The sequence below is a fragment of the Gluconobacter sp. DsW_056 genome, from assembly GCF_002153595.1.
Lineage (GTDB): Bacteria > Pseudomonadota > Alphaproteobacteria > Acetobacterales > Acetobacteraceae > Gluconobacter > Gluconobacter albidus.
Map to the genome: position 1 here is coordinate 1 of NZ_JOPF01000004.1, position 13,640 is coordinate 13,640.

The 13,640-nt window shown below is 56.7% G+C and carries 19 protein-coding genes and 1 pseudogene; 7 read left to right on the plus strand and 13 right to left on the minus strand.

Annotated features, from left to right (window positions below; translation table 11 throughout):
• The 3 genes and pseudogenes from HK22_RS02970 to HK22_RS02980 form a co-directional block, all read left to right on the plus strand.
• The coding region (locus HK22_RS02970) for a transposase (RefSeq protein ID WP_143412369.1) at positions 1-261 on the plus strand (261 nt) is incomplete at its 5' end.
• Positions 255-713: pseudogene (locus HK22_RS02975) on the plus strand (ABC transporter permease); the annotation flags it as partial. The gene HK22_RS02970 and the pseudogene HK22_RS02975, both read left to right, overlap by 7 nt.
• Entirely contained in the window at positions 713-1,441 is a 729-nt protein-coding gene (locus tag HK22_RS02980; protein WP_086648467.1) for an ABC transporter ATP-binding protein, read from the plus strand. The pseudogene HK22_RS02975 and the gene HK22_RS02980, both read left to right, overlap by 1 nt.
• A 33-nt stretch (positions 1,442-1,474) precedes the next feature.
• Here the strand turns inward: HK22_RS02980 and HK22_RS02985 are convergent, their stop codons facing one another.
• Positions 1,475-1,801 carry a YnfA family protein gene (locus HK22_RS02985; RefSeq protein ID WP_086648468.1) on the minus strand — a complete coding sequence of 109 codons (327 nt, stop codon included), beginning with the start codon at positions 1,799-1,801 and terminating at the stop codon, positions 1,475-1,477.
• Positions 1,802-1,921: 120 nt separating this feature from the next.
• Between HK22_RS02985 and HK22_RS02990 the strand changes: the two genes are divergently transcribed.
• Entirely contained in the window at positions 1,922-2,707 is a 786-nt protein-coding gene (locus tag HK22_RS02990; RefSeq protein ID WP_086648469.1) for an SDR family NAD(P)-dependent oxidoreductase, read from the plus strand.
• Positions 2,708-2,894: 187 nt separating this feature from the next.
• Here HK22_RS02990 and HK22_RS02995 read toward each other — a convergent pair whose 3' ends face one another.
• Positions 2,895-4,190, minus strand: a complete 1,296-nt coding sequence (locus HK22_RS02995) for a hypothetical protein (RefSeq protein WP_143412370.1) — start codon at positions 4,188-4,190, stop codon at positions 2,895-2,897.
• Between the two features lie 258 nt (positions 4,191-4,448).
• Complete coding sequence (locus tag HK22_RS15420; protein WP_086648299.1) at positions 4,449-4,682, minus strand: Arm DNA-binding domain-containing protein; 234 nt, start codon at positions 4,680-4,682, stop codon at positions 4,449-4,451.
• Positions 4,683-5,186: 504 nt separating this feature from the next.
• Between HK22_RS15420 and HK22_RS15285 the strand changes: the two genes are divergently transcribed.
• The 3 genes from HK22_RS15285 (at position 5,187) to HK22_RS03015 (ending at position 6,547) form a co-directional block, all read left to right on the plus strand.
• A complete protein-coding gene (locus HK22_RS15285) occupies positions 5,187-5,327 on the plus strand; it encodes a DUF4113 domain-containing protein (RefSeq protein ID WP_086648300.1) in 141 nt (46 codons plus the stop codon).
• 348 nt (positions 5,328-5,675) lie between these two features.
• Entirely contained in the window at positions 5,676-6,119 is a 444-nt protein-coding gene (locus HK22_RS03010) for a glycoside hydrolase family protein (RefSeq protein WP_086648301.1), read from the plus strand.
• On the plus strand, positions 6,116-6,547 hold the full coding sequence (locus HK22_RS03015) for a hypothetical protein (RefSeq protein ID WP_086648302.1): 432 nt from the start codon (positions 6,116-6,118) through the stop codon (positions 6,545-6,547). Before HK22_RS03010 ends, HK22_RS03015 begins: the two co-directional genes overlap by 4 nt.
• Positions 6,548-6,661: 114 nt before the next feature.
• On the opposite strand, the gene HK22_RS15175 is transcribed toward HK22_RS03015, so the two are convergent.
• The 10 genes from HK22_RS15175 to HK22_RS03065 all read right to left on the minus strand — a co-directional run bounded on the left by HK22_RS15175 (position 6,662) and on the right by HK22_RS03065 (position 13,344).
• Positions 6,662-7,210 (minus strand): hypothetical protein, encoded by a 549-nt coding sequence (locus tag HK22_RS15175; protein WP_198945469.1) that lies wholly within the window; start codon positions 7,208-7,210, stop codon positions 6,662-6,664.
• A 202-nt stretch (positions 7,211-7,412) separates the two neighbouring features.
• Positions 7,413-7,667 carry a hypothetical protein gene (locus HK22_RS03025; RefSeq protein WP_233142355.1) on the minus strand — a complete coding sequence of 85 codons (255 nt, stop codon included), beginning with the start codon at positions 7,665-7,667 and terminating at the stop codon, positions 7,413-7,415.
• A 171-nt stretch (positions 7,668-7,838) separates the two neighbouring features.
• Positions 7,839-8,096, minus strand: coding sequence for a hypothetical protein (locus tag HK22_RS03030; RefSeq protein ID WP_086648303.1), 258 nt, complete (start codon positions 8,094-8,096; stop codon positions 7,839-7,841).
• The gene (locus HK22_RS03035; RefSeq protein ID WP_086648304.1) at positions 8,075-8,431 is read right to left on the minus strand and encodes a hypothetical protein; all 357 of its coding nucleotides are present in this window, start codon (positions 8,429-8,431) and stop codon (positions 8,075-8,077) included. Before HK22_RS03035 ends, HK22_RS03030 begins: the two co-directional genes overlap by 22 nt.
• Entirely contained in the window at positions 8,428-10,284 is a 1,857-nt protein-coding gene (locus tag HK22_RS03040) for a hypothetical protein (protein WP_086648305.1), read from the minus strand. The genes HK22_RS03035 and HK22_RS03040 overlap by 4 nt, the downstream gene beginning before the upstream one ends.
• An 8-nt stretch (positions 10,285-10,292) precedes the next feature.
• Complete coding sequence (locus HK22_RS03045) at positions 10,293-11,330, minus strand: baseplate hub protein (RefSeq protein ID WP_086648306.1); 1,038 nt, start codon at positions 11,328-11,330, stop codon at positions 10,293-10,295.
• On the minus strand, positions 11,330-11,608 hold the full coding sequence (locus HK22_RS03050) for a hypothetical protein (protein WP_143412371.1): 279 nt from the start codon (positions 11,606-11,608) through the stop codon (positions 11,330-11,332). The genes HK22_RS03045 and HK22_RS03050 overlap by 1 nt, the downstream gene beginning before the upstream one ends.
• A gap of 110 nt (positions 11,609-11,718) precedes the next feature.
• On the minus strand, positions 11,719-11,925 hold the full coding sequence (locus HK22_RS03055; protein ID WP_086648308.1) for a hypothetical protein: 207 nt from the start codon (positions 11,923-11,925) through the stop codon (positions 11,719-11,721).
• Between the two features lie 130 nt (positions 11,926-12,055).
• Positions 12,056-12,490, minus strand: a complete 435-nt coding sequence (locus HK22_RS03060) for a hypothetical protein (RefSeq protein ID WP_086648309.1) — start codon at positions 12,488-12,490, stop codon at positions 12,056-12,058.
• Positions 12,487-13,344, minus strand: coding sequence for a phage antirepressor KilAC domain-containing protein (locus HK22_RS03065; protein WP_233142357.1), 858 nt, complete (start codon positions 13,342-13,344; stop codon positions 12,487-12,489). The genes HK22_RS03060 and HK22_RS03065 overlap by 4 nt, the downstream gene beginning before the upstream one ends.
• Positions 13,345-13,640 lie beyond the last annotated feature (296 nt).

A 13,640-nucleotide genomic window follows, 5' to 3' on the forward strand; every position in this document is an offset into this window, starting at 1 on the left:
GGCTACGATGCCGACCAGACCCGGGCCGACATCGCATACACCGGCGCGCGGCCAGTGATCCCGGCCAAACGCGGGAGGCGAAACCCCGCCAGCCACGATCGGCACGCCTACAAGCTCAGAAACCGCATCGAGCGCATGTTCAACAGGCTCAAGAACTGGCGGCGTGTTGCCACCCGCTACGACAAGACCGCGCAGTCTTACCTCGGCTTCGTCCAGATCGCCGCAGCCTTCCTATGGATCAGCTTTGTCCACGAGCGCTAGTGCCTCTGTTCATTCTCTGGTTTGGAATTGGTGAGATCCCGAAGGTCCTGCTTGTGGCTCCTGGAGCGACATTCCCGATCTACCTGAACCTTCACAAAGGCATCCGGACCATCGATCCCAAACTGCTGGAGATGGCCTCAACGCTGGGCCTGACGCGCTGGCAGACCATCAAAGATGTATTTCTCCCCGGCGCCCTGCCGGACTTCCTGACGGGTTTGCGCTACGCGGTTAGCGTTTCGTGGCTGATGCTCGTCGTGGCCGAACAGGTCAACGCGGAAAGCGGCATCGGTCACATGATGATGGATGCTGAGGATTTCCTTCGTACAGACATCATCCTCGTCGGTCTGCTGGTTTACGGCATGCTGGGCCTGCTGTCCGACCAGATCGTCCGCTTTCTCGAAGCTGCACTACTTGCATGGCGCCCGGACAGAAGGAAAGGGCAGCAGGCATGATGAAGAGGGCAGAGGAGGAAATCGGACGCGGCACTGCTATTATCGTTGAGCAACTGACAAAGCGGTTCAATGGCGGGGCTCCCGTACTGGATGGACTGGATCTGGCCATCGCACCGGGAGAGTTCGTAGCCTTGCTGGGACATAGTGGGTCAGGAAAATCCACGCTTTTGAGAACGCTTGCGGGCCTTGATCCGGTGACGGAAGGATCCGTGAAACGGCCTCGGGATGTCTCGGTTTTTTTTCAGGAACATCGTCTTCTGCCATGGAAGCGTGTGTGGAAAAACGTTGTTCTGGGGCAGGAGGACAAAGACATCCGGCAGAGGGCGGAAACCGTTCTGGATGAAGTCAGCCTTTCACACCGCAAAACCGCATGGCCCCTCACGCTCTCCGGGGGAGAGGCGCAGCGTGCGGCACTTGCACGGGCGCTGGTGCGGGAACCAGCCTTTCTGATGCTGGATGAGCCCTTTGCGGCACTGGATGTGCTGACGCGTCTGAAAATGCAGCAGTTGGTGGCGGATCTGTGGGAAAAACATCGTTGTGCAGTTCTGCTCGTCACTCACGACGTCGACGAAGCGCTGCTTCTGGCGGACCGGATAGTCGTGCTGGAACGTGGCCGGATCCGCGTGGATGTTTCCATTCCGCTACCGCGCCCGAGACGACATGCCGATCCCCCATTCGAAGCCCTCCGGACACTGCTTCTGGATGCCCTTGGGGTTCACGCTTCCTGAAATCCGGCACAGCGTTAGGTCAGCGTAAACCCATCATCCCCGATGGGGGGCGAGGAAAATAACTGCGGCGCCTGCCAGACACAGAGTCAGTCCGAAAATGTCCCAGCGGTCAGGACGCACGCCCTCCACGCCCCACATCCAGAGCACCGCAAAGAGAATGTATATCCCTCCGTATACAGAATAGGCGCGCCCTGCTTCCGCGCTTTCAACGCGCGTGAGCAGAAAAGCGAATATGACCAGAGAAATGAGACCGGGAATCAGCCAATAAGGTGATTTAGACATCCTGAAGCATGCCCAGAAGGCGTAACACCCGGCGATCTCTGCCACCGCGGCACAAGCGTAGAAAATGAATGATTCCATGGGCAGCATCCTAAAAGGCAAATTCGCGGATGTCAGGCCTGTAAAAGCTGCTCGCAGAACGCCTGGCAACCATCCGGCATGACGAGACTTTATGTCCTCAGCAACACAGGGACATTATTCATGCCTATCCATGGGTTATCACGCTTTGAAGGTAAAAAAGTCCTCGTTACGGGTGCCGCTTCGGGAATTGGTCGCGCAACGGCGCTCCGGTTCCTCGAAGAGGGCGCGCATGTCGTGCTTGTTGACCGGGACAGGGTAAAACTTGATGACGTCATGAAGACGCTGGACCCGAAATACGCAGTAGCATCACTGACAGATATTTCTGTTCCGGAGCAGGTTGAGGCGCTCTGCACATTCGTTAAAAAGCACTTCCATCAGCTTGACGTTCTGGTAAATAATGCTGGTGTAACGGCTATGGGCACCGTTCTGGACTGTGATCTGGAAACCTGGGGCACTGTCTGCACGACGACCCTGACTGGCACCCTGAACGTCAGCCGCACCTTTCTTCCCCTGCTGATCACGACCAAAGGCAATATCGTCAACACTGCCTCCGTTTCCGGCATGCGCGGGGACTGGAACACGGCCTATTACGATGTTGCCAAAGGAGGGGTCGTAAATCTCACCCGTGTCATGGCCATGGACCACGGCAAAGATGGTGTGCGTGTCAATGCGATCTGCCCCTCCGTCACACGTACGGCCATGACGGCAGAGGCGGTGAAGGACGAAGCCTTCGTGAAAAGCGTTGAAGACCGGGTCCCGTTACAGCGCCTGGGGGAGGCGGAAGACATGGCTGCCGCTATCACATTCCTGGCCAGCGATGATGCCGCCTATATTACAGGCCTCATCATGCCAGTAGACGGGGGCGTAACGGCTTCCAACGGTCAACCCCCGTTCCCGATGTCTTGAGCTTGTAACGCCAGCGGCCAACTTAGCCGGACTGGTGAAATTTTTGAAAAATAATTTTTTAAAGTTTTCGGAGAGGGAAGATCGAGTTTTTTTTACTTAAGACCCGGTCAACCTTTTTCTGAATCGAGATACCCTAGCCTGAGTGCTAAAGCAGATGCGCAAATAATTTCCTTCACCATGACCCCTGTCAGTTCCTGACGAAAATGGATGATGCACTGAAAGCAACACCATTTTGCGTTCCCGCCCCTTCCGCGCTGAAGTTCCCCGCGGCATTGCCTTTCGTGTTGGAAACAGCGCCATACAGGCGGATCGTGCCCTGATGGATGGCGTGGTATCCGTATGCACCGGCTCCGGTATTCTTCGCTCCAGATGCAAGAAACAGGCCCCCGTCAGCGATCACATTGTCGCCCGATGATCGAGTGATGGAACAGCCGTTGCACTCGACCCAGCCGCCATCATGGGAGTTGATGCCTGTTCCCATACCGGTGATGGTGCTGCCTTGCGCTTCAATAGCCCCTCCGGACAGGGCGTAAATACCCATAGCCGAGGCAAGCAGAGGTTTTGAGACAGTGACGCTATGCGCCCATGCCTTGCCATTTGTGAGTGCATAGACGCCGCTCACTGCAGCAGCCGTGCAGGTCGAGCCGTCGATATAGAGCGCGCCGCCGCGTTCTGCATCAAAGCAAAAGCCCAGCTTGGCCGTATTCGGATCGGTCATGTCGCTGGCACGGTTTGCCGTGCAGGATGGGCAGACAATCACACCATTGCCGCGCGCCATGAATGCAACGTCTCCAGCGTCTCCAGCCGCAACACCGCCCAAGCGCGCATTGATCACACCACCATCATCCGCTTCAACGCCATAGTAAAAATGCTCGATATCCAGATGCGAGCCCAGATTGATGACTGAGCCGCCCTGCGCAATGATGCCCGCACCATAAGACTGGTTTTTCCATGTCGTCTGCATGGCGGTATTCGTTGCCTGCGCTCCAACACCATTAATCGTCAGGCCATCAATCAGACCGATCTGGCCGCCACCCACGGCAATGAACCCACTCTGGTTCGTGCTGGCGATATTGGTGAAGTTGATCTGCACTTTGCTCTTATCTGCCAGATTGCCAAGAATCTGCACCGCAGATGAGGCAGGGTCATTGGTAAAGACCTGATCGCGCTCGCGATACGTGCCATCCGCAATCTGGACCGTAACCACACCATGCGTTGCAAGCCTGTGCGATGCATTGAGTGCTGCGTTGAACCCCTCAACCACGCTGGCATAATTGCAGCCTGACGCACAGACGGTAATCGTGCGCTGGTAGACCGTCTGGAGTCTGATATTGTTCACTGCCCGGTCAACATAAGCCGTACTGGCAATCGCCGGATTATTGTCGCCAGCAGGCGGCGTGAGCGTCTCATGGCCGCCGCTCAGAGTGGGGTTAACGGCCATTCCATTCGTGACGTTCATTTTCGCAAGATCGAGTGCGTTCATCTGAGCAGATGTCAGCATTTGAAATGGCGAAAATGTCTGCGCCATCTGTGCATGCGCTACGCCTACCCAACACAGCGGCAAGACAAAAAGGATCTGTTTCATGAGCTTCCTTTTAAAGCAGCAACGTCAAATTGACTGATGTCGAGAATGAAAATGGAGATAAAGCTGTGAGTGAAGTGTTTTGCTGTCTCAGAATCAGATGGAGCGGATTGAACCGTTGAAGGGGAATAGCCGGTATGAAAGAACTAGGCTTGGGCCTCATAGCCAGAAGATGACGGTTGCTGCCAGGCAGATGGCTGAGAGGAATACGGCCGGACATCTGTCATCGCGGGTTGCAACACGCTGCCAGCCCTTGATCCTTCCGAGCATCATCTCATAGCGCCAGTGCTTGCCGCCCGAGGGTGTCACCTGCAGATACAGCCCTCCGCCGTCCGTGAGCTTGAAGGCTTTGTCTTTTGGCTTGGCCGCACGGACCTGCGAGTCTGTCAGCATTTGGCTCTACCCGGTCTCTTCCCAAATTATACCCGCCGCCTACCCGGTTCAGAACGAGACAGGATGAGACAAAACGAGAACGAATAGGGCAAGAGAATGGCGCAAAACGCTGGATATACCAAGGCTTTGAGACAACATGAGACTGATTGAGAAGGGGATCTGGCGGAGAGAGTGGCGGTCGATCTAACTAGCTATCTACTTGTCATAAAATAGATATTTTTGTGCGTCCTTAGGAAGGCGCCCCCACTGGCGCCCCCAAAATAAATTGCTTTGGTTCGATTCCGTGCTCTTCCATCGAATTCACAGGTTCACCTCGCCTTCGAGCAAGCCCGAACCTGATCGCGCAGGCCGATGTAATCCCCGATCCAGCGAATGGTCTGCGGCTGGGAATGGGCCGTCATCTCTCCTGCAAGCGCCTGCTGGTCGGCGTCGGAGTAAGTCACGAGCGTGGGGTAGGGGACATAGCGCACGCTGGTGCAGCTGGTGAGGGCTGCACACAGGAGGATGGCCTTAAGCAGCCGCTCACAGAGAGCATATCCTCCAAGCTGTCAGATCTTCACGCGGGCATGGTCGCCGCGACAGTCCCTGTTGTCGGCTCGCTACACGACCCGGTTGGAGGAGATGGTGAGGGCAAGGAGTTGGTAACCTCTGCTCACGCCTCGTGTCGGACAATCTGTGGCTGTCCTTGTTTTCTTGAGAGCAGACATTGGGCTGCGGGGTCACGCATCTCGGCTGGTCGATGTGCGGATTTGCTTTTTGAGCGCATTTATGGCAAATTGCCATAGAAAGTGAGGAGCTATGTCTGGAACAAATCGTCTCTATAATGCTTCCGGCCCCCCGTCGTCGTCAGAATTGTCACGTGCTCCCAGCGCGCTTACGACCTCAGCGCAAGGACAACGTTTTATTGAACGCCATGAGGAGCAGAGGGGTGTCAGCAACCATCTGCATTGGCCTGGCGGGGCGTCCGGGGTAACGCTCGGGCCTGGCTATGACATGCGCGATCGTCTCCGGGCAGAGATCGAGCAGAAATTGCGAGATATTGGAGTTAACTCCGGTATTGCGGCCCGTGTGTCGGCGGGTGCCGGATTGCGGGGCGAAGCCGCCAGAAGGTTTGCCGAGGTCAACCACAATCTCGTCAGTCTGACAGACGATCAGCAGAAGCACCTGCTACAGGTCAATCTTCCCGGCTACGAGGCGATCGTGCGACGGGGTATCCATGTCTACCTGACACAGAACGAGTTAAATGCCCTAGTCTCGTTCGTCTACAATCCGGGGGCCGGTTGGCGGGGAGTGCGAGCCGCCATCAACAGCGGTGACAAGCAGGAGGCCGTCAGGATCATTGAAAACCAAGTGCGCTCGAAAGGCCAGATCATGGACGGTCTTATCAAGCGACGGCATGACGAGGCCATGCTATTTCTGAAAGGACAATATCAATGATCCGCGTTGTTCTTAGCCTGATTTCCGTCGTCTTTATCGGTGGCACTGCCCTCGCGGGAGCCAGGCCGGAATCGTTGGAGGAGTTAACCCATAACCTCAACATTGTGCTCAACGAGGAGCTTGATGGAAAGGCATCTCTCAATGGGCGGCTAATCGTGCGCGTCGAGCGTGCCTCGATTTGCAAGTCAGCTGTCTGGACAGAGAGCAACGGCGCCGGATCACCATTGCGGCGTGACCTGCTGGAATGGGACGAGATGTTTGATGACAATCCTTGGTTTGATGCCCGGTTTCACTATTGGAAGTTCGTCTATTCTGATCATCGGATCAGCGATGTCATCTCTTTACCGCTCACGGCGCATCCAGACCGTTTTGACGATACGGCAACTATCAACCTCCTATCCTGCCAACCTAAGCGCCATCATCGTTAATGACCTTTCCCGCGAACGAGGACCGATAGAGTCAGGACGTTACTCAATGCCTGTTTGTTGATAGAAGGCTGGAAAAAGCGGACTGTCGCAATTCCCCCCCCCTAGCGGCCATTCCTACTTCTTCTTAACGCCTACGAATGGCCGCATTGTCGCTTCAAGGCAGCGCGGGACATACGAGATCAGCACCTCGACATGTGCTGCCAGCGCAGATCGGCCTGCCTCAATTCGCGCTGCCCCCCCCCCCTGCCGCACAACATCGTTCTGTCCCAGCAGCGCCCCGGCATAACCGACTTCCCGCCCAGCCTCAGCATCTGCCAGTGCCGATAAAGGCACGAACTGCACCTGGACGTTCATCGTCTGGCCTTTCGTCCGGCTGGCATCGGCTTGCAGCCCGAAGACTGGCAGAGCTGATGACGCTGAGACCGAGAACGATCCCGACTGACTGAATGTCCCGGACAGGTCCATCGTGACCGGTCCAGCAATCATCGCCACGACCGGATCTGACGTCTGCTGGGCGCACTGGATGGCCCGGACAACGGTTGCCTCACGACGCGCCTCGAACGCCGCGCGGCCTTCGCCAGCATTGCGCGTCATGAAATAGATATAGCCCAGAGCATCCTGCTGCCGGCCGATCGCATTCCGCGGGTCAAAGCCGTTGAACAAGGCGAGAAGCTGATCGTTGCAGTCGCCAATGATGGCGGTTTCGCTTGTCGCAAGCTGGCCCTGCGGGGTGTTCAGGGCAGGATTTACATTGCCGCCCAGAGCCGCGTTGATGTCGGCCTGAACGCCCGCGAGGATGTCCGGCTAAGACGGGGCAACAAAGCCCGCAGCAGTCATGGAGCAGGCGGGGACAGACGTGGTGGCGTCAGAACTGGACACTCTGCGTCTCTCCTGTTGTGAGCGTTACGGCAATCACCCCGCCGACTGACCGGTCTGCGCGCGGCCCGATCAGGACACATTGAGCTGCCGCCACACCCGGCACAGTCATGGCGGCCTGTTCGGCTTGAGCGCGGAGAAGGGGGATGGACGACGCGCCATTGAAGATGCCGCTGTCGTAGGGCAGGCCAAGGCTGGTGTCGTACCAGCACTCTCCAAGCCATGTCCGAACTGCGGTCGCCACATCCTAAATGACGGAATACGGCTCCGTGCAGACGGCAAGGTTGCCATTCGCGTCGAGGACAAGCCCCCACGTCGAACGGTCGAGAAGTAGCGATTTCATGGGGTATCCCGCGCAGCGCGCTTGTGTGGGGATTTATCTGAACAGTAGTTTGTTCTGGGCCCAAGTACAAGACTATTCAGGGGTAGAAGTCTTGCCTGAACCGGACTGAACGCCGCCGTGGACATGACTTTCCAGCGACACGGAGCCAGCCTGCACATCGCCGGTTGCCTTGATCGTGCCTGTCACATTCAGATTGCAGTTCACGTCCATTTCAGACGCCTGAACCGTGACCTTGCCAGTCGTGACGATGCGGACGCCATCGGTGGTGATCTGGACGTAGTGCGCTGGTGAGGCATTCAGGAACCCGCCTACATAGACACAGTCCGCCATGGAGTGCTGCCGGGAAGGGCAGGGGCTTGCGTTGCCACGACGTTCGACTGGTCCCGGCCAGAAATGATGATGTAGCCGATATCACCAGCCACCGGGTCCACAATGACGGCGCAGGCCCCGCCCTGAATGCGCAGGTACGGCACGCCATAGATCGTGCCATGTGGAACGGCAGTCCCATCGCTTGTCTGCTGGTGGACCATGGGTGTGACGTCCACAGTGCCGACAATGCCGTCACCGGCATGCACGGCGGACACCTTGACCAGGACGTTTGTGCCGAGGGCAGATATGGCCTGCTGAACCATGCCTTTTGCAAATACTGCGGTATGGCCTGTCATGTCGGCTGTGTCCTCAGAACGGAATAGGGAAGGGCGCGCTGGATACCCCGGTGGATTTCCTGGGCAATTTGCTCGCCATTGGCGTTGCCATGCGCTGTGACGTGGATATCGAAGTGGTTGTTCGTCGTAGTGTTGGAGTTCTGGTTTGCTGCCGAAGGCGGCGGGTTTAGAGCCGCCAGCACCGCGTCGGAGTATTTCGTTCCCGCCGTTCCGAACGCGTCATGCCGGACTTCGCCACTATCGAGCCAGCTCCGAGCGCCGCCTGCGCCTTGGTTATGGGCGTAGCCGAGAACGGCATACTGTTTGGCTTCGGACAGGCCCGCAAAAGTGGGGTCGCGCATCAGAGCCTTGCGGTTCTGCTCAGTGAACGCTTGGAAATAGCGCTCCTGCATCTCAGGGTCGTGGAGAAACTGCCCGGTCGTTGGTGCGCTTTCGTGCAGCCATTTTGCGGCGTCGCTGATCGCATCTCTGCTGAGTTGGTATTTCCCGGCATAGGCACCGTTTGCGCCGCCCATCAGGTTATACCGACCGCCGCTTTCGATCCCCGCGACCGCGCCAGCGTATTTTTCGAAGGGGGTTTGCTTGCCAAACGCGCCGCGCGCTCGAAGACGGGCCACAGCAGCGCTTTCACCATTGTTGAGGCCCCCACCATAAAGGTCGGCAAGCTCCCCAATGACTGGAATGGCGCGCAGTCCCTGCCTGAGGGCCCACTTACGGAGAATAAACCCGCTCGCGTCTGCGCCTTTGGCCAGATAGGTCCCAGTTTCTGTAACAATGCGTCCCGCGCCCTTACGAGCGCCACCTTCCGCTGTGCCTTTTGCAGTTTTTTCTGCTGCTGTTAGGGCTGTCGATCCGCCCTTCTTACCATCTTTCGCCACTCCTCCTGGTCCGCCCGCACAATCACACCCGCACATCGCTTCTTTGATGGCACCAAGCTGCTTGAGGTTCTTGAGCATCAGGAGCGGGCCGATAACGGCCATGAGGCCGCTACCCACTGTCGTCAGGACCACGACGCCGCCCGCAATTTCCGTCAGGCCCCCAACGATCCCTTTGTTTGCCTTCTCCCATTCGAGGAGCTTCTGAACGAAAGCATCAATTTCAGGCGTGTATTCCGAAACCAGATCCTGACCGAACTTGCTCGTCTGGGTATGCAGTTCGACCATGTGGTCCGTCAGTTCCCGGGCTCTGTCTATGGTCTTCTGGTCAGGTGCGTTGTCGTACCCGAAATTGTACCGACGATCGAACTCCTTCGGGGCTAATTCTACTGCTGCCTTGGCAGCATCGCTGGAGATCCCAACCTGTGGGAGAAACTGGTTCCGGGTTGTCTGGTTGACGCCCTGCACGCCGCGATTGATCCGCTCGAGAACGTCCTGCCTTATCGTTCCGTCCGCATTCAGATAATCTGTGACGTTCAGATTGCTCATGGCCTTCGACAACGCTCCCCGCTGCGCGGGATCGTACTGCATGGCCTGTATCTGCTTAATCGCTGCGGCCGCATCCTCGGCGTTGCCTCCGACCGTTTTGAAAACGGTTCCGTAAGCCGTCAGTTTGCGCGGGTCCATGTTCAGGCTTTGCGCCGCGTTTCCAAGCTGGGTGTAGGACTGCGTAACGCTCTCAACCGCTGCCTTGATGGATCTGCCGCCCGTGAAGAGGCCCAGAAGCGCAATTGCCTCTACTCTGGCGCGGGAAAAACTGTCGGCCGCCACCTTTCCCGCATCTGCGAGCGTTCTCTGGGTATGGTCGGCGCGGTCTTCAAGCGCCTTGAGCGCAGTTCCGGCCTGTTTCGTGCTCTTTGCGACACCACGACCGTCAACGCCAAGCTGAATGACGAGGGAATCTAGGACTGTTGGCATAGGATTTCTCAGACCGTACGGTTTGCGGGAAGGTCATTTCGGATAGCGGTGACCTGAGTAAACCACGGGCCGTTCGGAATTTCGGAGGCGAGATCGTGCGCGATGAATAACGGGAGCCAGAGGCCGGTAGAGGGCATCTTCGGAATGGTCTGGCCCATCCCGTTATCTACCCAGCCAGCAGGCCGATACTCACTTTCGAGATCAAACGGCGTCCGCAGATCAAGCGCAGGGTTGAACAGACAGGTCAGGCTTACCCCCGCTTGATTGTAGGCGGGATATCCGATCAGGCCTGTCTTGTTGCTGATCTTGATGGTTGTACTGTCACGGCTCGTGTTGTCGTTCTGCTCCCAGACATGAAGGGTGCCCGAAACGTCCAAGGCATAAAAGGCGTGGAGGCTTGTTGCGAGATCATGGATCTGCTGAAGCGCGCTGCCCCAGGCATAATAGTTCGTGACTGTCATGGAGCTCGTCAGGCCATGGTCCACAAAAGCCCCATTCCCGGCCACGGGCGCCGTGTCGGTCTCTTTCAGGCCGGTTGCCTTGCGAGCGAGAAGAGAAAAGATCGTGGATACGAGCACTGCACAGGGGAAGGTCGAGGGGATCGGCAAAAGCTGCTCCGACTGAACGGTGTCAGTTGACGACACGACTAGGGCCACGTTTGGCGCGCCTGTGAAGTCAACAAATGCTTCTGTGATGCCGCCACTGAAGATCGTGCTCATGCCGCGCTCGGTGTCTCCGGCCTGAACTGTAACGGTTGAGGCAACAGCAAGCTGATTGTTTCTGCCTTCGCCGTCCGGCACTCCAATTACAACCGAAAGCCGGTTCATCATGGCCATAGTCATGCCTTCGACGCGGAGATTCAGATTTGCTCCCTGCCACATTCCTTCGCTGGTGATTGTTGCCCGAACGCGATGCTCGGTGAGCGTGACAGTATCCGTGTCCGCAGTCGGTCCTAACGCCCCAGAAGCGACCTGGAACGTGACGTCGATGCGTTTTTTCGTGAAACTGCTTTGAAACGTCGCATGAGATTTTGTTGTGCTGGACATCAGGATGCTGCCGTAAAGGTGAGAACGAACCTGTCACCAAGGCCGTCATAGGTCGGGTCTTCGGCCCCTTGGGTGTCCACGAACACAAAATCTCCACCGAGACCGAGATAGTCCGCATGGATGACTGGGTTCAGGTTCTGGCAGATCGCGCCCGCCACGACGCGCGTGCTGTTCTGCCATACATCCATGAAAAGACCGGTGGAACGCTGATAGACGTCGAGCCGGACAAGCTGCTGGTTCAACACGATGTTCAAAGACTGGCTTGCTGTCGCACTCAACCGCGACCGGAATATCCCACACAGACGGAAGAGTGACGTTTGGGAAGGGCATGACGGTCCTTTCAGGCAATAAAAAAGCCACCCGGTGAGAGGCGGCTTTGAAGAAGTATTCAGAGATCCTGGATGGCTTCCTTAAGCTGTTCGCCTTCCAAGATTATGCGCGGGGGTTCTGCGCCATGATATTCAATAATGTAGCGTGGGTTTCGTCCCATGTCGGACAACCATTTTGCGTGGATCAACACGCTATCCAATTTATTAAACACTGCTCCATCAGTGTGCGCCCCGAGACCTACGCTATACGTGGCGATATTAGTCATGGTGAATACTCCACCGGCAGTTCACTCAGGGTGAATGACTTTCACCGGCGGTCAACCAGTTATCCCTATTTTAGAAATACACCTATAGAGCCTCCTAAAAAAACAGCCGCCCCGAAGGGCGGCTCCGTATTCAGGCGGCTTCGACCTGCCGCGCTTTCTTTTTGCTGAGTGCATCGGCAATCTGGTGCAGCCCGGTCGCATAATTTCCGGCCAGCCGAGCGGAGAGCGTCTCTCCATTCAGCAACCCGTTGTCATAGACCTTGAACGCCCCGACAACAGGACCGAGGCAGATCGCCTCAAAGCTTTCGAGAGTAAGGCTCTGAGGCTCGGCACCAGCGCTTTGACTGATGGTGAGCATCTTGCCTTTCGACTGAACCCGAAAGACCGCCATATGCTCGCCTATAGTTCGAAGCACATACTGGCCATCCCCGATATACCTGGTCATGTCGGAGCGGTAGACCGCTCGGTCATGAGGCAGAAAGTCGGGAGTCATGTTCCGGTCCATGATACTCACCCAGGCCAGATAGGACGGCATAATACCGTCTCGTGACACCAGCGCGCTCATGACACCGGCTCCGGCTTCTTGGCGAAAGGGGGCGCACCTGCCTTCTTCGCCAGATTGCGAAGGCCGGCCTTGGCGTCGTTCTCCGTAAGGTGCGCATAGATTGGATCAAGTTCGGCGCCCGGAACCACTCTGGCGAACCATGCCAGTCCCTTCGCCGTAACCTTGATGGTATTCCCAACCTGCGGCTCACTATTCGCGTCGATGTAAGGGTTCGCCCGGTTTTTGAGATATCCGGCATCAATGCGTTCTTGATAGGCCATCTTGGCCCTACCCTTACTGTACCGGCAACGGTTCTGATCCAGCCAGTCAAAGAATTTTCCCGGCTTCACCTGAATCATTTTTGCCGTTTCGGTCAGGCCAAACTCGCCGCCTGACGCACTGATCCGGTCGAGAGCCGCTGCTTTTGGCTCGGCAATGGCCAGCTGCTCCCGCTGCTTCTCTACAATGGATTGAAGGCCTGTGAGCCCGCGCATTGCAAGCTGTTCATGTGTCTCTGGCGCGGCCATCGTATAACCGCCCGTCTTTCGAATGGACGGTATGACCTCGGCTGTGATCCACTTCTTGAAACGCTTGGCGGCTGCCTTGCTGCTGGTCAGGACGAGCGACCACAGGCCGGACTCCTTAATGATCGTCATTTCCTGCGGGCCGCCAAGGGTGTCGGTAATAGCGACCCCCTTTTCGTCATCATCCAGCCGATCAGCGGCATCGCGAGAATTGCGGATCTCCAGCACCTTGCACACATCGGTCAGAACCCACCAAGGCTCTCCGATCTGATCGAATACGCGGACTTCTGCTCCTTCGAATGAGAAGGGAATAAGGTTTGAGCCTGTGATGGCTTGTGTGTTATTCGTCACGTTCGTGTTCCTTCTTGGTTCACTCGGAGACGGAAGAGGACGCGTCGCCAAACTTGGCCTCTTCCGTCTTTTCTGTTTTCAGAACCTTCCGCAGAATTACAGTAAGTTCCCCGTTTGCGCTTCGGTCATTCATGACCGCTCGTATCTTGAGTGCCCGAAGCAAATCGCGATCAATGCGCATTGTGAGGGTTGTTATTTCTTTCATGTCTTACTCCATGCACTCTTTGGGTGCAAAATAAGCATGACATGAGTGCTTAACTGAGTGCAAGACTTTTTTTTGCACTCACGTTACCTTC